This window comes from Pyxidicoccus xibeiensis, assembly GCF_024198175.1.
Classification (GTDB): domain Bacteria; phylum Myxococcota; class Myxococcia; order Myxococcales; family Myxococcaceae; genus Myxococcus; species Myxococcus xibeiensis.
Map to the genome: position 1 here is coordinate 747,250 of NZ_JAJVKV010000003.1, position 21,945 is coordinate 769,194.

The window sequence follows — 21,945 nt, forward strand, 5'->3', positions numbered from 1 at the left end:
ATGCCTGCCCGGTCCCCCGCCCACCCAGGCGTCATATATAAGGATGGAGACCCATGTCCGACTCCCCGTCCGGCCCCCCCGCCCGGCCCTCCCAGGCCGATCTGGACCGCTACGCCGCGCTCTTCACCCAGAGCCTCAGCCTCCGCTACTTCGGCGCGCACCTGTCCTTTCCCGAAGGAAAGAAGGTCGTCGTCACCCTGCCGGAGGTCCGCCCCGAGCACCGCGGCGGCCTGGGCACCGCCTCCGCCGTCAACGGCGCGATTCTCGCCGCCCTCTTCGACCTGGCCATCGGCTGCAGCGGCGCCCTGGTGGACCCCTCGCGCCGCTGCGCCACCGTGCAGCTGTCCATGAGCTTCGAGCGCCCCGTCACCGGCGACGCCATCCGCGTGGAGGCGGAGCTGACCAGCCGCAGCGTCTCCCTCCTCTTCGCCTCCGCCCAGGTGTACGACAGCCAGGGCCGCGCCTGCGGCCGCTGCCAGGGCGTCGTGAAGCTCTCCACCCTCCCCTGGCCGTCCGGGGAAAGCCCCGCCGTCAACTGACCTTTGGCCACCCCTCCCCACATCTTCCCGGCTCCCGCCGATATGTCCGGCACGGACACACGTTACCCGGGCACCGGGGAGGAGTCGGGCCCCGGAGACGCTACAGAGCGACGGGAAGACGGCATGAGTGCAGCCGTGCAGGGCCTGCGGATGACGCTTCGGATGCCTAGGGAAGCCGACGAGCCAGTGGAAGCCGCGCGAGGGGGGGATGAGGACTCCCTGTCGCGGCGTGCACTGGCGGGCGACCGGACGGCCTGGGATGCGTTGGTGGCGCGCCACCACCGCCGGGTCGTGGTATCGCTGCTCGCCAAAGGCGTCCGGGTGGACCGGGCGCATGAGCTGGCCCAGGAGACCTGGGCGCGGCTCATCCAGCAACAGCAGCGTGGGCTGCTGACGGAACTGCGCCTGCCGAACCTCGCCCTCACCCAGGCGGCCTTCCTGGCCGCGGACGATGCCCGCCGCTCCCGGCGGGAGTCCATCTCCGGTGCGGTGGACGAGCTTCCGGAGCGTCAGCATCCGGTGGACCCGGCGGTGTCCGCGGAGCGGCGCCTCTTGTCCGAGGAGCAGCTTTCCCGTGCCCATGCCGCGCTGGCGCAGGTGTCGCCGAGCGCGCGCAGCGTCTTCCTCCTGGCCTGTGACGGCCAGGAGCTACCCCATGCCGAAGTCGCCGCGCGTGTCGGCCTGTCCGTCCAGCGCGTACGACAGATCCTGTGCGAGGTCCGGAAGAAGCTTCGGACCGCGCTCGAGGAGGAGACCCATGCTTAAGCCCCACCTGACCCGCGACTCCGCGGAGCAATACATCCTGGGGGCCCTGCCACCCGAGAAGGCGGCGGCGCTGGAGGCCCACACGCTGGAGTGCGAGCCCTGCGCCCTGCTCCTCCAGGAAGAGGCCGTCCTGTCCGAGCAGCTCGAAGAGGTGGCCAGCGCTTTCCCTCGGGAGGACCGCGTCATCCGCCCCGCCCGCTGGCACGCGCGGCGCGTGGCGGCCGGCGCGGTCGGCGCGGCCCTGGCCGCCGCGGCTTCGCTCGCGCTCATCCTGCTGCCCGGCGGCCGAGGCGTGCCTTCCCCCGGCCCCGGCGCACCTGGCGTGACGTCGCCCGTGGTGGACTTCGAGATGGCGGAGCAGCAGAACAACTTCCTGGACTGCCCGGACCTGGCCACCCAGGACAGCTGCCTGCGGGATGCGCAGGACCGCGGGCTGCTCGTCCAGAATCCGCGGGGCACGCTCGACGTGCCGCGCTACGAGGCCCGCACCGGCCTCCCCGAGGGCGCGCTGAGCGCGCGCCGTCCCGTGTCGCTGTGAGGATGCCCGCCATGGACTTCCGGAAGAAACTCGCCACCCTGCTGCTCGCGCTGGCCGCCACCGCGGCCGGGGCGCAGCCGTCGGGGGGTAGCCAGAAGCTGCCGGTCGGCTGGTACGTCACGGAGAGCGCGCCCAAGCGCTACGAGGCGGGCGTGGACAGCAGCGCCCCCTGCGAGGGCACCCGCAGCGCGTACCTGCGCTCGCTGACGCCGGACGAGAACGGCTACGGCACCTTCATGCAGGCCTTCGGCGCGCAGGACTTCCGCGGCAAGCGGCTGCGCTTCTCCGCCGCCCTGCGTGTGAAGGACGTGGAGGGCTGGGCCGGCCTGTGGATGCGCGTGGAGGGCCCGGACCCGAAGCAGCCGCTCGCCTTCGACAACATGCAGTCGCGCGCGCTGGTGGGCTCGGTGGGCTGCAAGCGCTACGAGGTGGTGCTGGACGTGCCGAAGGAGGCCACCACCATCATGGCCGGCCTCATCATGAGCGGCACCGGCCATGCGTGGATGGGCGGCGTGCGCTTCGAGCCGGTGGATGCCTCGGTGCCGGTGACGGACCTGCTGGCCGCGCGGCCCGTGGTGGCCTCCAACGGCCCCGCCAGCCTGGAGGAGTCCGCGCCCGTGGCCCGGAACGACCAGCTCCCGCTGGGCCGCGTGGGCGACGTCTGGTTCAACCATGGCCGCGTCGCCGCGGACAAGCCGTACACCCGGCGCGGGGACGGCGTCTGGGTGAGCATCCTCTCCGAGGAGGTCTACGAGCACGGCATCGAGGTGACGGGCACCTACGGCCAGCGCCAGCTTGCGCTGAAGGTGAAGGCCGGCGGGCCGCGCACCACCATCGAGGGCACGTGGGGCGGCGAGCCCGTCAACATCGTCATCTCGCCGGAGCGGCTCGCCATGCGCTGGGGCCGCCTCACGCGGGATTTGCCGCGCGACAAGAGCGCCCAGGTGGACAGCTCGTGCAACCGCTACCAGGTCTCCGACGGGCCGCGCGTGACGGATCAGCTCGACGTGTGCGGCGCGGCGCTCGGCATCCGCCCGCCGAATGCCCAGCTCGTCGTGGCCCTGCTGGCCAACGGCTTCCGCCCCACCCTGCCGCCGCAGACCTTCCCCATTCCCCAGCCGCCCGTGCGCAGCCGCCAGGCGCTCGACACGGAGCGCGCCCGGGACAGCACGATGACGCCGTGAACTGAAGTGAGCACCGGGGGCCCGTGAAAGCGGGCCCCGGCTCACGCAAGGCAGGTGCGGCGCGTCAGAAGGAGAAGTCCCGGTCCAGCGTCTCGCCGCCAGCCTGCACCGAGAGGTGGGCAGAGCGGGCGCCGGTGGAGGACGCGGACGTCAAGTCAAACGCGATGCCCTCCGGACCGTGGGTGGGCTTGAGCGAGGGACGGCCGGGACTGAGGAACACCGCCGCCGTGACGGAGCGGCCGGAGAGGGGCTGCACCAGCAGGCGCACCCGCTGGCGCTCGCGCACCAGCACCACGCGGAAGTCGCGTCGCTCGTCCAGCACCTCGCGCTGCTCCGGGTGCCGGGCCGACGTCGGCCGGTGTGACACGGGCGCGCGGGAGCTGCGCGCGGAGCGGCCCACCGTGCCCTCCTCCATGTCCAGCGCCTCGTCGATGGCCTCGTCGCCCTCGTCCAGCGCCAGCACGGCCTGGGCACACTCGCCGCAGCGGGCCGTGTGCGCGTCCAGCCGCGAGCGCTCGTCCTCGGACAGCAGGCCCATGTCGAGCCGCCAGAGGTCGTCCGCGGTGAGGTGACGGCGCGGGGGCGCGTCCACCGGCGCGGCATCCGCCATGTCCGCGCGGCACTCGGTGCAGCCCTGGAGGTGGGAGGTGAGGTTCTGGGGCCGGCCCGTCCAGGTGGCCACCAGGTCATCGCAGCCGGCCCGGGCGGAGAACCACCAGGCCGTGTCCTGCTCGGCGGAGTCGAGCAGGTCGCGCTCCTGCCGTCGCTGCGGATTCAACGGGATGAACCAGCGGGCTCTCGGGCGGAGTGACGAATCCAATGTCCCGAGCGCGGAGAGAAAGCGGTCTCGCAGCTGCGCCCCCTCGCCATCGAGCGCGCCATGAAGGCCCTCCCAGGCGGCCAGCGCAAATGCGGCGGAGGCGGCCCTGTCCCGGGCGGCAAGTCCTTCCAGCGCGGAGGTCCGCCACATCTCGGACTCCTCACCACCGTCCAGCGCCACCTCGACAGCTTCTTCCGCGGCCCTCAGCAGCACCGGCTGCAGCGACTGGGGCTTCTGGGCCTTCAGCCAGGCCTCGACTTGCGGACGACCCAGGCCGCGCAGGGCGGCCTCCACACCTTCCACCCCCACCCGGGAGGAGCGACGCATCAGGTCGCCGGCGGCCTCGAGAACTTCACCGGGGGAAGACTTCGCCGCGGTCAGCTGGGTGCGGCGGGCGGAATAGCGGGACAGAGCGTCAACAATCATGGGTTCAATCCTCCTGGGTACCCCGGGGTGTGGCCGGGAAGGAGGCTCACGCTTCCTCCCCTTGCGACTCGCGCTGGAGGTCCAGCAGGTAGAGCTTCAGGTAGGCCTGCGCGCGGCTGACGCGCTTGTAGGAGTTGACCACGCTGATATTCAGGCGCCGAGCACATTCCTCGTGATCCTCGACGTCCTCGTGGTGGTACAGCTCCCATGCTGAGGCCTCCTTCGGGTGCTCCTCCTGCAGACGGGCAAACGCCGCCCAGTACAGCTCCTGGGCTTCGGCCCGCTCCTCACGTCGCTTCCCTGCTTCCACCGCCCGAGCCACCTCGGAAGGGGGCTCCTCCATGACCTCATCGGGGTCCGACGGGGGCGCCGCGAGCTCCTCGCGGTGCCGCCGGTAGAAGTCGATGGCCACGTGCTTGACGATGCGCAGGAAGAACGTCTTTGGGGACGCGCTGCGGCCCGGCATCTGCTCGGAGACGCCCCGGAACTGGTCCAGACCCCGGTCGAGGAACTTCCCGACCGCGTCCTGGAAGAGCTCATCGGCGTCCGCGGGAGACCCACGGCCGTAGCTCGCCTGAATCTTGCTGATGACGTAGCGCGCGGGGCGGCCCCACCGGTCCACGAGGGAACCGAGGGGGGCCCCGACGGGCTCGCCAGCGGAGCGGCGGCGGACCACCTCCGCGAACAATTCGTCATCCGTGAGCTGCTCGTACACCGGAAGGACCTGAGGGCTGCGCCGGGCAGACCGCCCCGGGAGATGGGGTTACTGGGATGTGGCGCGGCAAGGTACCACGTTGGCATCCGCAGGCAGCCTCCGAGACGAGCAGGGGGCTCCGAACCGCCCGGAACACCGGACAGTCGGAACCTCCCAGGCCGGACGGGGGTGGCGCCAATTTCCTGACAAAATGCCTCCAAAGAGAGGACGGGGGCCGGAAGGGGGAAAATCCCCCCGTCAGGAACGCGGAAAAGGCGCGTCCCTGGCTCCATTGCTTTCGAGCGCCCGGCCGAAGCGGCCCTACAAGCTCGTGGTTCAACTCCACGCACCTACCCATGGGGTAGATGTCCCGTCGGCGGTCCGACACTGACCTCTCAAGTCAGCCGTTCCGGCTGCTTCACTCGGGCGCTCACTTCCTTCTCTTGGAGCTTCGCGTCATGTCCCCCCGCACCATCGTCATCGGAGACCTCCACGGCTGCTACGACGAGGCCGTGGAGCTGCTCGCCAAGGTGGGGGCCACCTCCAGCGACCGCATCATCTTCGCGGGGGACCTGGTGGACCGGGGCCCGAAGCAGCGCGAGTGCGTGGAGCTGGCGATGCGGCACGAGGCCATCCTCGGCAACCACGAGGAGAAGCACCTCCAGCAGCGCCACCGGCCGGACGACCGGCTGCTGCCGGACCACCTCGCGACGCGCCGGGCCCTGACGCCGGAGCACTACGACTGGATGGCGGCCCTGCCCCACTACCTCCGGTTGCCGGAGCATAACGCCGTCGTCGTGCATGCCGGCATGCTGCCCGGACGGCCCGTCGAGGCCCAGGACCCCTACCACCTGCTCCACGCGCAGTGCATCCAGCCGCCCGCCACCAAGAGCTACTGGCCCTCCAAGGCGCCAGAGGGGTGGACCTTCTGGACGCACCACTGGAAGGGCCCGGAGCGGGTCATCTTCGGCCACACCGTCTTCGACAAGCCGCTCGTCACCGAGCACGCGGTGGGTATCGACACCGGCTGCGTGTATGGCCGCTCGCTGACGGCGGTGGTGCTCCCCACCTGGGAGCTCGTCTCGGTGCCAGCCCGGTCCTCGTACCGGGGCGGCAAAGACGTGGCGAAGTTCCCGGTGCACGGCGACGTGTGCGTCTACTCGTGAGCACCTGACAGCTTTTCGCGCCCGGCAGACGGGGTCCTACACGCAAAGAGGTGCAGGTTCGAATCCTGCCGGGGCCACTCATGGCCCCGTAGCTCAACGGTAGAGCGCTGGACCCTTAATCCAGAGGACAACCGGCCTCGTCACTCGGGCGCGTCTTTTCCTTCTTCACTCCGACTTCGCACGGGCGGCCTTCGCTGCCGTGAAGGCCACCCGTGCGCTCCACGCGCGGTGCACTCCTCTTGCGCGCAACGCGAGAGGTCCGCCCCGCGCCTGACACGCGGCACGTCCCGAAAGGGGGACACCCATGACGACCCAGACGCAGAACACGAACCTGCTGCCGGAGGCGCAGCGCGGCCCGGCCGAGCGGCTGCTGGACCTGGTGCTCGGAGGCTCGGCGCACCTGTGGCACAACCGGCCCGGCCTGGACCTGGACGGCACGTGGTACGCGGCGGCGCACGCCAGCCCGGCGCAGAAGGCGCGCGGGCGGGCGGTGAAGCCGGGCCTCTTCGTGCCGGCGGCGGTGAAGCTCTACAAGCAGCTGCTGGACATCTACCAGCTCAACTCGGAGCTGATGGCGCACTTCGCGTCGTACGCGCTGACGCAGACGGACTGGCGTGACCTGAAGGTCGCCACGTGCGCGCTCATGCTGGTGCAGGAGCACGCGGGCCAGCCCGTGCGCGACGACACCGGCCAGGTGGCGTTCCACGACGACGACTGGCGGGCCATCGGCGAGGCCATGGTGCTCCACTACGAGCGCAAGTCCACGCGCATGCTGGCGCCCAAGGCGGTGCTGCGGGTGGCGGAGCTGCTCGAGCAGCCGGAGATTGCGCGCCTCAACCGCGAGGCGGGCTTCGGTGACCCCGCGTCCCGCAAGGCGCCGCTGGGCCGCTGGAAGCGCGTGGCGTCCAAGTGGCTGGCGGCGCGTGAGGCGAACCTGCCGATGCTCCAGGGACTGGTGAAGGCCGGGTACAAGGAGACGCTGAAGAAGCTGGCGCGCAAGGCGGGCTACAAGCCGACCACGCAGGCCTTCTTCGAGGTGCTCGGCTGGAAGCAGAAGCAGTCCACGGCGGGCCACCGGACGGTGGGCCTGACGGGCCTGACGCTGGTCAAGCGGGAGCGCTTCGACGGGCTCTCGGAGGCGGAGATCTGCGAGTGGGTCGAGCTGGAGCGCCTCTCCTACAAGGAGGTGGTGGGCCGGCTGCCGAAGGACGTGGGCCTGACGCCGGCCATCATGGCGGCCCTGCTCCCGTCGCTGTCGGACCGGGACTTGCGGCTGATGACGCCGACGCTGGAGGAGCTGGGGCTGTTGGCGGAGGCCCCGGTGCGTGCGCGCTGGGAGAAGGCCGTGCAGACGGCGACGGACCAGCGGGCGCTGAACATCGCGAAGAACGTCCGCAGCGAGGTGCTGCGGCAGAAGCTGGAGGAGGCGAGCGACAACGCGGCGCGCACGGCGGTGGCGGAGGCGACCGCGGAGACCGACGTGAGGGTGATGTTCCTCATCGACAAGTCGGGCTCCATGGAGGGGGCCATCGAGAACTCGAAGGAGGCGCTGGCGCGCATCCTCGCGGGCTTCCCGATGGAGAAGCTGCATGTCGCGGCGTTCGACACGATGGGCACGGTGCTGAAGCCGAAGGCGGCCAACCGCACGGCGGTGCAGCACATGCTGGCGGGGCTGAAGGCAGCGGGTGGCACGACGCACGCGGCCGCGGTGCAGGCGCTGCACCGGGACGGCGTGAGGGTGCCGGAGGGGGCGAAGCTGGTGGTCATCGTCGTGGGAGACGAGGCGGGCGAGGCGGGTGACCAGTTCGCCCGGGCGTTCCGTGACTTCGGCTACACGGTGTCGGCCATGGCGTTGCTGGTGTCGGTGGCGGGTGCGCGCGGCAACACGGTGCGCACGTGCGCGGGCCAGCTGAAGGTGCCGTTCAGCGAGGTGGACGTGGACCAGTTCGCGGACCCGTACCAGGTGCCGCGGGTGCTGAAGGCGCTGCTGGACGCGCCGGCGGCGCCGGGGGCTCCTTCCACGCAGTCCGGGTGGGTGGAGCGGGTGATGCGCACGCCGCTGCTGAAGGTGGCGTGAGTGTGGAGCAACCGCGGTTGCGGTGGGAGTGGAGCGGGTGATGCGCACGCCGCGGCCGAAGGTGGCGTGAGTGTGAAGCAACCGCGGTTGCAGTGAGGAAGGAGGAGGCGGCGTGGACTACCGGAAGTTCCTCGGGAAGGTGGAGTCGGCGGTGCTGCCGTACTTTGGCGGCGGCACCGTGGACGCCCCCTCGCGCCGCCTCCGTGTCGCCGCCCCGGTCCGCCCGGGGTGGTGGCGCTTCGAGGTGTCGGGGCGGGTCGCCACGGCGCGCGAGCCGGCCGGGCCGGAGGGCCTGGACGGGCTGCCGCGCGTGCGGGGCCATGTGTGGGGCAGCCGGCTGGTGCGCGAGGGCGCGGTGGCCGAGCCCCTGGAGCTGATGCCGGAGGAGGAGCCGCCACGGCTGGCGCCGGTGTGCGCGCGGCGGTGGCATGACGGCTCGCTGGTGTTCGACGGCGTGGAGTTCGAGGGCGAGGCGGAGGACGCGGCGCGCCGCGCGCTGGAGGAGGGCCAGTCCCTCTCGGGCGCGAAGGGCGTGAGCGCGCCGCTGCGGGCGGCGTTCGGCTACGCGCTGCTGGAGGCGGCCTCGCGGGCGCTGCGCATTCCCTTCGCGCCGGCGGAGCTGCGGGGCCGCGTGCTGGCGGTGGCGGAGGGAGGCCGCGCGGAGGCAGAGGCCTGCCTGCGGCACCTGGTGGCCGAGCGCGAGGCGCACCTGCGCGAGCGGGCGGTGCGGGCGGCGGCGCTGGATGCAAGGGCGCACGAGGAGCGGGAGGCGGCGCAGGCGCGGGAGTACTCGGCGGGGCTCGTGTCGGAGGCACAGCGGCGGGTGGCGGAGCTCGGAGCCTCGGGCCGGTGGGCCGACGAGCGCGGCGCCGTGCCAGGGCGGGAGTCGGAGTCTTGGCGGCGAGCGCAGGGCCAGGGGGCCCATGCGGGGCAGGCGCCGGACGCGTGGCGTCGGGCCGAGGGGCGCGGGGCCGTGCCGGGCCGGGAGGCGGAGGCCTGGCGGCGGGCCGTGGAGCACGGGGCCGCGGAGGGCCGGGAGGTGGAGGCCCGGCGGCGGGCCGAGCGGCACGGGGCCGTGCCGGGCCGGGAGGCTGAGGCCTGGCGGCGGGCCGTGGAGCACGGCACGGCGGACCGGGTGCGCACGGCGAACCTGGTGGCCGAGGCGCAGCGGCGGGCGGGGCGCAACGGGCGGAGGGCCGCGCGGGAGGACGGCATGGACCGGGCGGAGCGGGCGCTGCTCGGTGCGGGCGCGCGGCTGCGGGACATGCGCCGGCTGGGCGGCAACCGGCTGGAGGTGACGTACTCGTTCATGGACGAGCGCTTCATCTCCATCGTGGACGCGGACACGCTCCAGGTGGTGGACGCAGGAGTGTGCCTGGCGGGCGCGGACGGCGAGGTGACGCTGGAGAGCCTGCCGTCGGTCATCCGCGAGGCCATCGACACGGGCGTGCTGGTGATTACGCGGCACGCGTAGCGGAAGAGGAGGAGGAAGCCATGACGACGCGAGAGGTCTGCCTGCTCATCGGCCGCGACGGTCAGGTGCTGTGGGGCGACGAGTCCGACAGTCCCTTCGTGCTGCCGGACTCCCGCGAGAGGTGGGAGGCCATCTGGAGTCTGCGGGACGAGCTGGCGGAGGTGGCGCACAGCCACCCCGACGGCCCGCTCGGCTTCTCCGCCGAGGACGAGAGCACCATGTCCGCGCTCACCTCGGCGCTCGGGCGACCACTGCGGTTCTCCGTGGTGGCGCCCGGGGGCATGGTGGCGCGCGTGGACGGGCGCGACGTGCTCGTGTCCGACGAGCCGTGGTGGGCGGAGCCGCTGCGGCGCGTGTCCGGCATGCGCCGCGAGCCGCGCGCCCTGGCGTGACCCGGGGCAATCCTGCCCCGTCCCGCAGTCCATAGTCCTTGCGAACGTCAGTCAATCGCCAAGACTCGCGGCTGCCTTGCTGGCACGTCTCTCGAATTCCACCTTGGTCCCGCGCATTGCAGACCTCCTCGCCTTGCGCCCCTGAATCCCCACCCAGGACGGACCATGAAAGCCTCTGCCGCTTCGTTTGTATTGATTTCCGCCACCCTGCTCGCGGCCACTCCCGCCGACGCAGGAAACTGGTTTGCTTGCGGTAACCTCACGCAGATTGGCTGGAGTTGTCAGCTCCCGAGCTACCCGAGCAGCCACTACGAGTACGGCGTGGCCTACAACTCGGCCGAGCCACAAGTGACCAACTGCGCGTACTGGAACTACGGGCTGCGCCTCATCAACAGGCATCCATACATCATCGCGAGCGACAACCCCCAGACGGGTTCACTCTGGGGTGGTTTCATCTTCTATACCAGCACGCTCGCCTCGGACGACGACACCTGCTCTGGAGGCAGCTGGCGTCATCAGTATTGGATCCTGGATTCAAACAATGCCGTCAAGGCCATCGGCTCCAACGGCTGCGCTGGAAGCAACCACCTCATCTACTGTCGCGCCCGATAGGTGTGAGCCATGCGGGTCCGACCCCTCATGCCTTCCGTCGCGTGCCTCATGGTGGGGCTCCTGATAGGGCTGGGCTGGGAAGACATGCCCTCGAACAAGCAGCCCGGGCCGCCTGAAGTCTCGTCGCGGACTCCACGCGGAGCGCCTTCATGCCCGGCCCCAGGTCCCTTCGGCTCACTCCCGGCGCAGGGCAACGCCCCCTCGCTCGCGGACATCCGGGCAGCCATCCGTGAAGAACTGCGAGCCGAGCTCGCGGCATACCGGTCCCCGAACGACGAGGTCGAGGAACGCGTTCCCGGGGAAGACGCCGAGCAGCGACGACAACTGGCGCACGAGCGGGCGAGCAGGGCTCTCGCGGATGCCGTTCGCCACGGCGCCTGGTCACAGGAGGCCCGCGAGCAGTTCCGTAGCACCCTTCACGAACTGTCCATCCCGCAGCAGGACCAGCTCATCGGCGAGCTCTTCAGCGCCATCCAGAGCGGCAGGTTGAAGCTGGATGGGGCTGGCCCACCCCTGTAGCGAACGCTCCAGCAATCCACCGCGCCGTGTTCGACGGGCACGGCGCGGTTCAGTCGACACCCGTCGCGATGCGCCACACCTCGGTTTCGGAGCGGACGCATTCAAGACGCGGCTGAGTCTTCCCTCGCCGAGGGAAGGACGAGCCTCCCGTGGAATGAAGATTCCTTCCAGCCTCAGGATGAGGAGAGGACCGACCACCGCGCCGCCATGCCGTGCAAGCCCTCGCGACCTGGGACAGCCGACGCGAGCCAGGGAAACGCTTGTGGATGGCTGACTCAAGACTCCAGGGCGACTGTATTCCTTGGATTCTGGAGCAGATACTCCCCGCGGCCGTGGTCGCCGGGGACCTATCTGTGAGCTCGGTCCCCATGTCGGAGCGTGGTACCCCGGCAACAGCATCAGGAGGTTTCGCGGCTCCGGCCGCTTCATGTGCGCCAATGCCCGTCGTCGTCTTCGACGCGGTGCCGCTGAGCCGCGCGCAACATGCTCGGGAGGACCGCTGGCCGACGCTGTGGCAAGCGGTGCGCTGGAGCCCATGCTCCTCCCGTGTTCCCGCGAGCCATGGCTTCGGGCAGGCTTGGAGCCTCAGGACGCCACGGGACGCTTCCCGGCGTGAATCCTCAGACGGCCCTGCCCCAGAGGTCCCTCAGGTCCTCCGGCAGCTGGGACATCACGTCCTCGGCCTCGCCCTCGGTAATCTGGTGGCGGATGGCGTCCAGCACGGCGCGCACCACCGGCTCCACCGCGTCGGGGTTGAGGGACAGGTCCTCGCCCACGCGCTTGAGCAGGTGCTCCCGGCCGAACTTCTCCGGCAGTTCCTCCTCGTGCTTCTCACAGCGGTGAATCAGGTCCGTCAGCTTTCGGGGGAGCTGGGCCTCCATGTCCAGCGCCTCGTCGGCGAGGATGCGCTGCTCTAACGCGCACAACACGGACACCGCCGCCTGCTCGGCCACGGCGGGTGACATCCCCCCGCGCTCGCACAGGTGGTTGAGGAACGCCTTGTACGTCTGGCTGGTGCGCGACTCGTGCCGAAGCTTGCGTCGGACCTCGATGGGGACGTCGCGGCGGCTGGCCGGCCGGTCGCCCTCCTGCGGGGCGCCCTTCCCCTGCTGCTCACGGTTGTCGGCCATGGGGGTTCTTCCTCCGGAAGTAGCTGTGTGGGCATCACGGTGCCCACGCCACCCCGGAGGAGCACGCCTCCGCCGACACGAAAAGCGGACCGCTGCCTCCCCGCCCGCTACGCCGCCTTGCGCACGTAGGTGTCGAAGAGCGCCCCGAAGAAGAAGCGCCCGAAGCGAGCCAGCGTCGTGAGCCGGTGCGTCGTGTCCCGGGCGTCCAGCACCCGCAGCGTGGACAACTGCACGGTGAAGTCCTTCGCGTTCAGCCCCAGGTAGCCCCGGTACACGCACCGTGCCGTCGCGTCCCCGCCCTCATGGATGGACACCAGCAGCCGCGTCGTGTCCGCCCACAGGTCCAGCCCCACGTCGTCGTGGACGTCCTTGTACCCATCGAGGAAGAAGCGCTCGCCTGCCTCGGAGACCAGCGGCAGCTGGTAGCGCATCCGGCGGCCTCCCTGCCGGGCGTGCTCGCGCGTCATCAGGTGCAGCTCGCCCCCCTCCACCGTGAGCGGGCGGGAGGACAGCACCGGCGCCAGCACGCAGCCCGACATGCTCAGCGGGTGCAGCGGGTTCGCGAGCACCGCCTCCACGTCCGCCGCCTCCACCGTGACGATGAAGCGCAGGGGCGAGGTGTCATCCCGGCTCCGGTCTCCCGCACGCAGGAAGTCCTCGTCCACCGCCTCGGAGATGTACCCGTACATCGTCTCCGTGAATTGCACGGCGGGCGGCCGCGCGGGCAGCGGGGACGGAGCCTCCGGCACGGGTGAGTAGTCCACCGTCCACCCGTTGCGCCGCGCCATCAGCGCGACACAGCGCTCGGCTACCGCGGAGATGGTGAGCAGCGGGTTGATGCCCACCGGGCGCGGAATCACCGAGCCGTCGCTGACATAGAGCCCCTCGTGGACGGCGGTGCCCGACGTCTCCGAGAAGACGCGGCCCTCGTGGTCCACCACGCCCTCGTCCGAGGACTCCCCCATGGCGCAGCCGCCCAGCGGGTGCGTGCACAGCAGCTCGTGGCCGGTGAGCTTGTTCCACAGCGGGTTGCGCACGAAGGTGCCGCCCAGCGCCTCGGTGGCCCGGCGCAGCCGCTCGTCCACCCGCGTGTAGACGGGCTGCCTTCCCGCCTCCGGCCAGCGCACGCGCACCCGGTCTCCCACCAGGTGCAGCTCGCCGGCGCCGTCGTCGTGCGACATCACGAGGAACGTCTGCGTGTTGCGCATGGCCCCGTAGTACGGCCCGCGAAGCGCGCTCTCCGCCACGCGCGCGACCTCCTCCATGCGGTCCTTGAGGCCCCGGTCGGTGTCCTCTCCCGAGAGGGCCGCGGCCGCCGTGAGCAGCGCCGTCACCGGCCGGCCCAGCGCCCCCGGAATCGCGCCGTTCTCGATGATCATCCCGTCTTCCTGCCGGGGCGTGGCGCGGTCGTCGATGATGCCGCTGATGGTGGGGCCCACCGGCTCCCGCGAGCCGGGCGGGTGCGTGCCGAACCCCACGCCGTTGACCGGGACGTCCGTGTTGTAGCCGAACGCCATCACGTCGCCGTTGTTGCTGAAGCGGTGCCCCAGCCGGTCCGACAGCGGCAGGCCCAGCGCCTTGGAGCGCAGCAGGATTTCCGCCGTCCCCATGGTGCCCGCCGCGAGGATGATGCGGTCCGCGGTCACCCAGAGGTCCGGGGCATCGAAGTTCTCACGGCCCACGCTCATCGGCCGGTAGTAGATGCGCCACCGGTTGCCGTCGCGCGCGACGTAGCGCACGCCCACCTCGGTGAAGAGCTTCGCCCCGTGGCGGTGCGCATCCGGCAGGTAGTTCATCAGCACAGAGTTCTTCGCGCCGACGTTGCACCCCGTCATGCAGTCGCCGCAGAGGGTGCACCCGGGCTGGCGCACGCCGGCGGCGTTGACGCCCGCCTCGAAGGTGACGGCCAGCGGCGTGCGGCGGAAGGTGCCGCCCAGCTTCTTCGCGGCCAGCTCCAGCGCCTTCAGCGAGGCCAGCGGCGGCGAGGACTCCGGGTACGCCCTGGGGCGCAGCATGTGCTCCGCCCATGCGAAGCCGTCCTCCAGGAGCGCGTCCACGTCCTCGCGGAAGGCCTCCGGCCAGCGGGCGTCCAGGAACACGCGCGGGTCCGGCCGCATCGTCACGCTGGCGTTGATGAGGGACGTGCCGCCCAGGCCGCACCCGTTGGCGACGGAGACGTCACCGCCCCGGTGCACCTCGAACAGGCCGGTGGGCTTGCCCAGCTCGACGCCGCTCTCGGCGTCGAAGTGGATCTGCAGCTCCTTGAGGAACTCGGCCTCGGTGCGGGGGTACTCACCGGGCAGCAGCTCCCGGCCCCGCTCCAGCACGCACACCTGCCGGCCCGCCCGCGCCAGCCGGCTGGCCGAGATGGCCCCGCCATACCCGGACCCCACCACCACGACCTCGTAGTGGGCCTCCAGCTCGCTCCAACGTGAGGACAACCGCCGCATCGACGCTCCCAATGGCTTCTCCCGCCCGTGCTCCCCTTCCCCGCGGCCCTGGTGCTACCGCCAGTGCAGGTGCGGGGGGAAGGGCGACCAGGGAGTCAAACGCCCGAGCCACCGTTCCTTGAGCACGAGAGGCCCTGAAACCCTTTTCGGACATAGAAGGGGTCGGGGCCGCGGTCAAAATCCGGCGCGGGGCGCGCGGCGCGGCGGCATCCGTCCGCCGGCATTCACTCCGGGTACGCCTTTCCCGTGCGGCGAGCGCGCGCGGTCCACGCCTCGCCCCTCACGGGCACCGGCAGCGCCCGGCGGCGGCCCGCGCCAGTCCCACCGTCTACTCCAGCTCCGCCGCCTCACCTCCCGCGCGGCGCAGCGCATTGACGAGCCGGTGCGCGTGACGCGTGGTCTCCGGCTCGCGGTACTTCGGGCTCACCTTCAGCACCAGCTCCACCGCCGTGGGCAGGTCCATCAGGTGGCCCGGAGACACGTACACCGGCTGCACGCCCTTGCGCGTGCGCACCGCCATGCCGACCACCTCACCCTTGTGCATGAGGGGCGCCGTCGAGCCGCGCGCCTCCCCCAGCTTCTCGTACGTCCCCACCAGCAGCGACTTGGCGCAGCCGATGGAGGGGATGCCGAACAGCAGCCCGCCGTGACACGCGATGCCCACGCGGCGCGGGTGCGCCGTCCCCTGCCCGTCGAAGATGAGCACGTCCGGGCGCACCGTGAGCCGCGCCCATGCGGCGGCGACGATGGGCAGCTCGCGGAACGACAGCAGCCCCGGCACGTAGGGGAAGCGCAGCTCCACCGCCGCGCCCGCCTGCGCCACCGGCGCCAGCGTCCCCGCATCCAGCACGACGATGCCGCCGAAGCCCGTGTCCCGCCCCTTCTCCGTGGAGATGTCCGCGCCCGCCACGCGCTCCACCTTCAGCCCCGGCGGCGGCCGCAGCACCAGGTGCTCGCGCAGCCGGCGCTGCAGCGCCACCGCCTCCGAGGGCGTCACGTCCCAGCGGCCCACCTCCGACTGAAGCTCCATGCACCACCCTCCTCGCGCTCCCGGAGGCAATCTGACGACCCGGCGCCCCGAGGCAACCCAGCACGTCATGTCAGCCCCACCCGACCGTGGACTACCGGACGAGTCACCTGCCCCCCGGGGCCAGCCGCCTGTTCCATGTCTCACGGCCCCGCGGGGCCCGGCCTGGAATGGGGGAAGGACGGGCGTAGGGTGGGCACTCCCAGGGGGTGCGAATGCGTCGATTCCTCGCAGGCTGTCTCGCAGTGTCCACGCTGGTGGTGGCCCGGCCCGCCGGTGCCTCGGAGTGTGGCTACACCTCCGCTGGCTGGAATGCGCCCAACGGCGCGGTGGTGTTCGACCGGGGAGAGGGCCCCATCCGCAACGTGATTGACGCCATCGGCGAGTACCGCACGCACTCGATGCTCTCCCATGGCGCCATTGGCACCGTGTCCCACGCCACCATGGAGGACCCGGACCAGAACGGGTGGCCCACCGTGTGTGGCACCCCGCTCAACGCCAACCAGCTCCAGTTCGGCTACCCGGGCCTGGAGCAGGTCAACCAGGGCGGCATCTACCACTACATGTACAACCCGGACGGGCACGGCCCGGAGTGGGTGGCGTGGCAGCTCGGCGATGCCATGGGCGCGGCCCAGGTGGCCGACAACCTCTGGTTCAACCACGCGTACGTCAGCGACGTGTCGCGCGTCGACGGCTCGCAGTACATCGACCGGCCGCTGTGGAACGGGGCGCGCGTGCCGTACTCGCTGTTCCAGTACCGCGACCTTCAGACGGTCCACCACATGCCCGGCAGCGCGGCGAACAACGGGATGGTGTGCTCCACGTTCCTCGCCTACGCGCACAACTACGCGGGCCGGGGCTTCGTCTCCGCGTACACGTACCCGCATGAGCGCATCGCCAGTGCGTCCAACTCGCTCTACTCGGGCGTGTACAACCACTGCAAGGCGTCGCTCGGGTGGTTCGAGAACGCGGCGCTGAGCGTCATCTGCCCCATCTTCTGGAACGTGTGCGGCAACGCCGGCAACCAGGTCGCCAACTGCATGTCCGCCAACCGCTGCGACACGAGCAGCAGCAGCATCTGGAAGGGCGTGCGCGACAACGCCTCCACCACCGCCACCTCCGTCAGCCCGGACCGCGTCGGCGGCTGGAGCGTCCACCCCATCTCCACCACGCTGTGGGCGAGCGACTACTCGCACCAGCTCCAGTGGAACTCGGGCGGCAACGTCTACGGCTGCTGGCAGTGAGCCCCGCCACCCTCGAAGCGACGAGAGGAGCCCTCGAATGAGCGCGGCGGAACGTCCCCTCTGGCAGCGACGCTGGGCCTGGATGCTGGGGCTGGCAACCCTGTTGCTGGTCGCCGGGTGGCTGCTGTCCCATGGCACCGGGGCGCCCGTGCCTCCCGCGCCACCGGGCGCGCGGGCGCCGGTGCCTGCCAGGGACGCGGCACGGGCCCAGGCGCCGGTGCCTCCCGCTCCGCCTCCCCGTGTGGTGGCCCCCGCCAGCAGGGCGCCGGTGCCGCCGCCCGTCATCGACGCGGTGACGGTGGAGAAGCAGGAGGTGTGCTCGGGCGAGGACAACCTCATCAGCGTCCGCGCGCACTCGCCGGATGGCAATGACACGTACCTGCACACCACCATCGGCACCGGCACCGGCATGCGCGTTCCCCTGCGCGTCTGGCTGGAGCCGGATGGGACGTACGAGCCGCCGGTGGTGACAGTCTTTGGCAGGGACAACGTCGCCACCTCGGTGCCGGTGCCCCGCTACACGGTGAAGCCGTGCGAGCCCGAGCGGCTGGTGGAGGTCTTCTCCCGGCGCCTCCCCAACGCCGACGAGGACTACGAGTTCCTGGCCCGCATCGTCGAGGTGCCGAAGCGGGAGGCGCCGCCCCGTCCGCGCTTCGCGCCGGTGAAGTACGTGTGGACCTTCGATGACCAGCACACGGTGACGACGGCCACCCCGGTGGTGAGCCACACGATGGGCTCCGAGGGCGCGCGGCCCTGGGCCATGTACTTCCAGCACCTGGTCCGGGTGGACGTGTTCGACGCGCAGGGCCGGAAGCTGACGGGCCGCTCGTCGCTGCAGCTGCTCAACACGTCCTTCGAGAACTTCGACAAGAAGGGCGTCATCACCCTGATGGCCCGGGGTACCCCGCGCTTCCCCGTGCGCGGCGAGGACGGCGTGGTGCGGCAGACCTTCCGCCTGTCCCACGCCTGGAAGGGCCCGGTGCGGCTGTCGCGGGTGACGGCCCTGCGCGCCCGGACGCCGGAGCAGGGCGCGCCACCCCTCCCGGAGGACGCGAGCGAGGTGTCCCTGGGCGTGGACGCCGTCCCCGAGGGCCGGGGCGTGGAGGTGACGGTGACGCTGGACTCGAAGGCCGAGCCGGACGTCGCCATGGTCACCTACGCGCTGGAGGGAAACACCCTGGACGGGCATCCGGCCCGGGGCACCTTCTCCCTGATGCGCCCGCCGCCCGCGCCCACCCGGGACAACAGCACGCCGGTGACGGACCCGCTGCTGCTGGCGAAGGTGAAGAAGGCGCGGGAGCTGCTCGGCCAGCCCTACGTCACCGACGAGGACCTCTGGCGCCTGGAGCGCGAGGGGCGCTTCGACGACCTCAACGTGAAGCGCGACACGCCCTGACGTCCGGAACCTACGGCGTGCTCCGCGCCGCCTGGGCCGTCTTGCCTTCCTTCACCAGGAGGTAGCCGCGGTTCTCCTGGGTGTCCTGCGTGCGCATGGACGTGAAGAGGGAGGCGGCCTTCACCCAGACCCAGCGCTGGTCCGTGGCGTTGACGTCCATGACGAGGAACGAGTCGGACTTCACGTCGTACGCGGCCAGCGGGGAGATGTGGCCGCCGCCCTTCTGCCCCAGCACGGGACGGAAGTAGTTGACGATGACGTAGTCGCCCTCGGTCTTCAGGTTCTGCTTGAGCTCCTCGCGGAGGGTGGCGTCCTTCAGCGAGTCGTCCAGCACGCGCAGCTTCACGTCCAGGCCCTGGGCCGCGAGCATGCCGGCGAGCTGGCGCAGCTGGATGCCGCCGTCGGGCTTGGCACCCTCGCCACGCGGCAGGCCGAAGACCTCCGAGCGGGTCTTCACCTCCTGGACTTTGTCGTCGAAGAAGTTGTTCTGGGTGTAGCGGTTGAAGAGGGGGTCCACGCCGGCGGGGAGCAGCTTCCGGTCCTCGGCGGTGACGAGCGAGGGGTCCTGGGGCTTGGCCACCGCGTCATTCCCCACGCGCAGGGCGTTGAGGACGATGACGGAGGAGGTGGGGCCGCAGAAGGCCTTGTTGCCCTGGGTCTCGAACTGGTTGGCCAGGTGGAAGAAGTCCACCTTGTGGCGGCTGCGCTCGATGCGCTTGATGGACTCGGGGGCGGAGAACGTGACGAGGCCCGGGTCCGCGGGCGTGGGGCCCCTGGCGGGTGCCGTCATCGGCGCGAGGGCGGCGAGCCCACCACCGAGGACGAGCAACGTGGTGCGGAGCGTCTTCATGGATGCAGCCTGCCATGGCCTCGGTGGAGCGGAAAGCTGGCGTCCCGTGCTCCCCTGGCTGCTCCGCATGTGCCCCCCGCCAATACAAAACCATACGCCCCACCCCTGACGCTTCCGGCCATGGACACCCGCGCCTGTTCATTGAACGACCGCTGTCTCATCCCGCAGTGCTGAATCAGGGATAAACCGTATTTAGCGTCGGTCCGTTTCACCCTGACAACTCTCCTCCAATGGGTGAAACATGTTTCGAAACAGCATGAAGTGGACGCTCTGCCTGGGCGCGGTGGTGTTGCTGGGTGGGTGCGCGTCGCAGCAGGTCCCCTGCAAGGACCCGGCGGCGCTCAGGGCCACGCTGAGCCAGAAGCGGACCGGGAAGTTCCTCACCGCGCGCAAGAAGGTGCCGGGTGAGTACATCGTCGTGCTGAAGACGCCGGCCGCGAGCCTCCAGCAGGTCGAGGTGGCCCAGCAGACCCAGAGCCTCTCCATGAAGTACGGCGGCAGCGCCTTCTCCGTGTACGAGCATGCGCTGCGCGGCTTCGCCAGCAAGATGACCGAGGACCAGGCGCGCGCCATGGCCGGCGACCCCGCGGTGGACTACGTGCAGGAGAACGGCGTGGTCTCCCTCTTCGAGAGCCAGCCGGGCCCCACCTGGGGCATCGACCGGGTGGACCAGCGGAAGCTGCCGCTCGACAAGCTCTACATGTACAACGCCACCGGCCTGGGCGTGCACGTGTACATCCTCGACACCGGCGTGCGCTTCTCGCACCGGGAGTTCGCCGGCCGGGCCTCCGTCGGCTTCGACGCCATCGGCGACAGCATGAAGGGCAATGACTGCAACGGCCATGGCACGCACGTGGCGGGCACCGTCGCGGGCAGCACCTACGGCCTCGCCAAGAATGCCTTCGTCCACTCGGTGCGCGTGCTGGGCTGCGACGGCTCCGGCTCAATCTCCGGCGTCATCTCGGGCATCGACTGGGTGACGAAGAACCACCAGGCGCCGGCCGTCGCCAACATGAGCCTGGGCGGCGACGTGGACCAGGCGCTGGACGACGCGGTCCGCCGCTCCATCGCCGCGGGCGTCACCTACGTGGTCGCCGCCGGCAACGAGGACAAGGACGCGTGCAAGCACTCTCCGGCGCGCACTCCGGAGGCCATCACCGTGGCCGCCACCGACAGCAAGGACGGCCGGGCCTCCTTCTCCAACTGGGGTGACTGCGTGGACGTCTTCGCGCCCGGCAACAAGATCACCTCCTCGTGGCACTACGGCGACAAGGAGACGCGCGAGCTCAGCGGCACCTCCATGGCGTCGCCCCACGTGGCGGGCGTGGCCGCCCTCTTCCTGGAGCTCAACCCCACTGCCACGCCCGAAACCGTGGCGGGTGAGCTGTTCGCCAACTCCACCACCGACATCGTGGCCAACCCCGGCTGGTGCTCGCCCAACCGGATGGCCTACTCGGGCTTCATCGGCGCGGTGCCGCTGATGCCCACCGTCAAGCAGGAGCAGGCCCCGGCTGCCACGCCCGTCAGCACCGAGACTCCGCGGTAATCCCCTCTCACCGCGGACACAGGCGGCCCGGCTTCCCGACAAGGAGGCCGGGCCGCCGCCTTTTTCCGGGCCACCCCGTCCCCCTGACGCCGTCAGGAAGTGCCGGCCGGGCGCGTCCCGCCGGGGTGCCCCGACGGCCGCGCTCATGCGTTCCGCCAGGGGTGTGAGGAGGCACGAAGACCCATGGCCACGCTCAACATCACCTATGACGGGATGTCCGCGGACGTGCCGGTGGAGCTGGACCGGCCGGTGTCGGACTCGGACGTGCGTCGCATCGCCGCGGAGCTGGTGCGCTCCGGCGGGGTGCCCGGGCTGCACCTGTCCAACATGCGCGAGGACGCGTTCCAGCACTACGTGGTGGACCGGTTCCGCGGCGCGCGCGGCGACGAGCGCATCTACCTGCGCCCCAAGGTGCCGTTCGGCGCCCGGTGAGGTGACGTCATGCGCATCCTCTTCTGTGGCGTGGGGGCCATCGGCTCCTCGGCGGCCATGCTGTGCCGCAACCTGGAGGCCACGCTGGCCTTCGTAGACTTCGACCGGGTGGAGTCCAAGAACCTGCTCGCGCAGGCGTACGTGAAGCCCTCGGTGGGGAAGAACAAGGCCGAGGCCCTCAAGCTGCAGCTGCTCAACCTGCACGGGGTGAAGGCCGAGTCCTTCGGCGTCCGCCTCACCCGCGACAACGTGGAGGCGCTGTGCGGCGGCGCGGACCTGCTGGTGGACGGCTTCGACAACCAGGCCAGCCGCCTGCTGCTCAGCGAGTACGCGCGCAGGACGGGCAAGCCGCTGGTCCACGGGGCGGTGAGCGCGGATGGGACGTTCGGCCTGGTGCGCTGGGACGAGCGCTTCGTCCCGGACGCCGAGGACACGGCGGGCCAGGCCACCTGCGAGGGCGGCGCGCACCTGCCCCTGCTGGGGCTGCTCGCCGCGACGCTCGCCCGCGCCGTGCAGGACTTCGTGAAGCACGGCGTGAAGCGTGACGCCCTGGTGAACCTGACGGCGGTCATCCCCACCTCGGGCACCTGAGGTTCCGGCGGTGGGGCGGGCCGCCGGGGCCCGGACGTTGAACGGTTCACGAGTCTCCGAAGGAGTCCTTCGG

The 21,945-nt window shown here is 71.0% G+C and carries 21 protein-coding genes and 2 tRNA genes; 16 read left to right on the top strand and 7 right to left on the bottom strand.

Translation table 11 applies throughout. The features are described from left to right. Positions 1 to 53: 53 nt before the first annotated feature. The 4 genes from LXT23_RS15815 (at position 54) to LXT23_RS15830 (ending at position 3,026) form a co-directional block, all read left to right on the top strand. Positions 54 to 539, top strand: a complete 486-nt coding sequence (locus LXT23_RS15815) for a PaaI family thioesterase (RefSeq protein WP_253981001.1) — start codon at positions 54 to 56, stop codon at positions 537 to 539. Positions 540 to 662: 123 nt separating this feature from the next. Further along, positions 663 to 1,304, top strand: a complete 642-nt coding sequence (locus LXT23_RS15820; RefSeq protein WP_253981002.1) for an RNA polymerase sigma factor — start codon at positions 663 to 665, stop codon at positions 1,302 to 1,304. Continuing rightward, positions 1,297 to 1,842 (top strand): zf-HC2 domain-containing protein, encoded by a 546-nt coding sequence (locus tag LXT23_RS15825; RefSeq protein WP_253981003.1) that lies wholly within the window; start codon positions 1,297 to 1,299, stop codon positions 1,840 to 1,842. The genes LXT23_RS15820 and LXT23_RS15825 overlap by 8 nt, the downstream gene beginning before the upstream one ends. An 11-nt stretch (positions 1,843 to 1,853) precedes the next feature. Then, positions 1,854 to 3,026 carry an AraC family transcriptional regulator gene (locus tag LXT23_RS15830; protein WP_253981004.1) on the top strand — a complete coding sequence of 391 codons (1,173 nt, stop codon included), beginning with the start codon at positions 1,854 to 1,856 and terminating at the stop codon, positions 3,024 to 3,026. 64 nt (positions 3,027 to 3,090) lie between these two features. Here LXT23_RS15830 and LXT23_RS15835 read toward each other — a convergent pair whose 3' ends face one another. Next, positions 3,091 to 4,272, bottom strand: coding sequence for a hypothetical protein (locus LXT23_RS15835; protein ID WP_253981005.1), 1,182 nt, complete (start codon positions 4,270 to 4,272; stop codon positions 3,091 to 3,093). A 46-nt stretch (positions 4,273 to 4,318) separates the two neighbouring features. Continuing rightward, complete coding sequence (locus tag LXT23_RS15840) at positions 4,319 to 4,987, bottom strand: RNA polymerase sigma factor (protein WP_253981006.1); 669 nt, start codon at positions 4,985 to 4,987, stop codon at positions 4,319 to 4,321. Between the two features lie 437 nt (positions 4,988 to 5,424). Between LXT23_RS15840 and LXT23_RS15845 the strand changes: the two genes are divergently transcribed. The 7 genes from LXT23_RS15845 to LXT23_RS15875 all read left to right on the top strand — a co-directional run bounded on the left by LXT23_RS15845 (position 5,425) and on the right by LXT23_RS15875 (position 10,687). Next, positions 5,425 to 6,132 carry a metallophosphoesterase gene (locus LXT23_RS15845; protein ID WP_253981007.1) on the top strand — a complete coding sequence of 236 codons (708 nt, stop codon included), beginning with the start codon at positions 5,425 to 5,427 and terminating at the stop codon, positions 6,130 to 6,132. Beyond that, positions 6,088 to 6,209: transfer RNA gene (locus LXT23_RS15850), tRNA-OTHER, on the top strand. Before LXT23_RS15845 ends, LXT23_RS15850 begins: the two co-directional genes overlap by 45 nt. A gap of 6 nt (positions 6,210 to 6,215) precedes the next feature. Continuing rightward, positions 6,216 to 6,319, top strand: a tRNA-Lys gene (locus LXT23_RS15855). Positions 6,320 to 6,436: 117 nt separating this feature from the next. After that, complete coding sequence (locus LXT23_RS15860; RefSeq protein WP_253981008.1) at positions 6,437 to 8,209, top strand: VWA domain-containing protein; 1,773 nt, start codon at positions 6,437 to 6,439, stop codon at positions 8,207 to 8,209. Positions 8,210 to 8,321: 112 nt separating this feature from the next. Further along, positions 8,322 to 9,683, top strand: coding sequence for a hypothetical protein (locus LXT23_RS15865; RefSeq protein ID WP_253981009.1), 1,362 nt, complete (start codon positions 8,322 to 8,324; stop codon positions 9,681 to 9,683). A gap of 20 nt (positions 9,684 to 9,703) precedes the next feature. After that, entirely contained in the window at positions 9,704 to 10,075 is a 372-nt protein-coding gene (locus LXT23_RS15870) for a hypothetical protein (RefSeq protein ID WP_253981010.1), read from the top strand. A 165-nt stretch (positions 10,076 to 10,240) separates the two neighbouring features. Beyond that, entirely contained in the window at positions 10,241 to 10,687 is a 447-nt protein-coding gene (locus LXT23_RS15875) for a hypothetical protein (RefSeq protein ID WP_253981011.1), read from the top strand. Between the two features lie 174 nt (positions 10,688 to 10,861). On the opposite strand, the gene LXT23_RS15880 is transcribed toward LXT23_RS15875, so the two are convergent. From LXT23_RS15880 to nfi, 4 genes are all read right to left on the bottom strand, one after another. Then, complete coding sequence (locus tag LXT23_RS15880) at positions 10,862 to 11,059, bottom strand: hypothetical protein (protein WP_253981012.1); 198 nt, start codon at positions 11,057 to 11,059, stop codon at positions 10,862 to 10,864. Between the two features lie 767 nt (positions 11,060 to 11,826). After that, positions 11,827 to 12,336: a DUF2267 domain-containing protein gene (locus tag LXT23_RS15885; RefSeq protein WP_253981013.1), complete on the bottom strand. Its 510-nt coding sequence runs from the start codon at positions 12,334 to 12,336 to the stop codon at positions 11,827 to 11,829. A gap of 107 nt (positions 12,337 to 12,443) precedes the next feature. Then, complete coding sequence (locus LXT23_RS15890) at positions 12,444 to 14,786, bottom strand: GMC family oxidoreductase N-terminal domain-containing protein (RefSeq protein ID WP_253981014.1); 2,343 nt, start codon at positions 14,784 to 14,786, stop codon at positions 12,444 to 12,446. Positions 14,787 to 15,114: 328 nt separating this feature from the next. Continuing rightward, positions 15,115 to 15,816 (bottom strand): deoxyribonuclease V, encoded by a 702-nt coding sequence (gene nfi, locus LXT23_RS15895; RefSeq protein WP_253981015.1) that lies wholly within the window; start codon positions 15,814 to 15,816, stop codon positions 15,115 to 15,117. A gap of 212 nt (positions 15,817 to 16,028) precedes the next feature. On the opposite strand from nfi, the gene LXT23_RS15900 reads away from it, so the two are divergent. Both LXT23_RS15900 and LXT23_RS15905 read left to right on the top strand, forming a co-directional pair. Beyond that, positions 16,029 to 17,057, top strand: coding sequence for a hypothetical protein (locus LXT23_RS15900; protein ID WP_253981016.1), 1,029 nt, complete (start codon positions 16,029 to 16,031; stop codon positions 17,055 to 17,057). Between the two features lie 37 nt (positions 17,058 to 17,094). Next, entirely contained in the window at positions 17,095 to 18,453 is a 1,359-nt protein-coding gene (locus LXT23_RS15905) for a hypothetical protein (protein WP_253981017.1), read from the top strand. A 10-nt stretch (positions 18,454 to 18,463) separates the two neighbouring features. On the opposite strand, the gene LXT23_RS15910 is transcribed toward LXT23_RS15905, so the two are convergent. Next, complete coding sequence (locus tag LXT23_RS15910) at positions 18,464 to 19,303, bottom strand: phytochelatin synthase family protein (RefSeq protein WP_253981018.1); 840 nt, start codon at positions 19,301 to 19,303, stop codon at positions 18,464 to 18,466. Between the two features lie 256 nt (positions 19,304 to 19,559). Here LXT23_RS15910 and LXT23_RS15915 point away from each other — a divergent pair, with 256 nt between their 5' ends. From LXT23_RS15915 to LXT23_RS15925, 3 genes are all read left to right on the top strand, one after another. After that, complete coding sequence (locus tag LXT23_RS15915; RefSeq protein WP_253981019.1) at positions 19,560 to 20,849, top strand: S8 family peptidase; 1,290 nt, start codon at positions 19,560 to 19,562, stop codon at positions 20,847 to 20,849. Between the two features lie 183 nt (positions 20,850 to 21,032). Then, positions 21,033 to 21,281 carry a type 1 periplasmic-binding domain-containing protein gene (locus LXT23_RS15920; RefSeq protein WP_253981020.1) on the top strand — a complete coding sequence of 83 codons (249 nt, stop codon included), beginning with the start codon at positions 21,033 to 21,035 and terminating at the stop codon, positions 21,279 to 21,281. A gap of 9 nt (positions 21,282 to 21,290) precedes the next feature. Continuing rightward, positions 21,291 to 21,872, top strand: coding sequence for a HesA/MoeB/ThiF family protein (locus LXT23_RS15925; protein ID WP_253981021.1), 582 nt, complete (start codon positions 21,291 to 21,293; stop codon positions 21,870 to 21,872). The last annotated feature ends 73 nt before the right edge of the window (positions 21,873 to 21,945 follow it).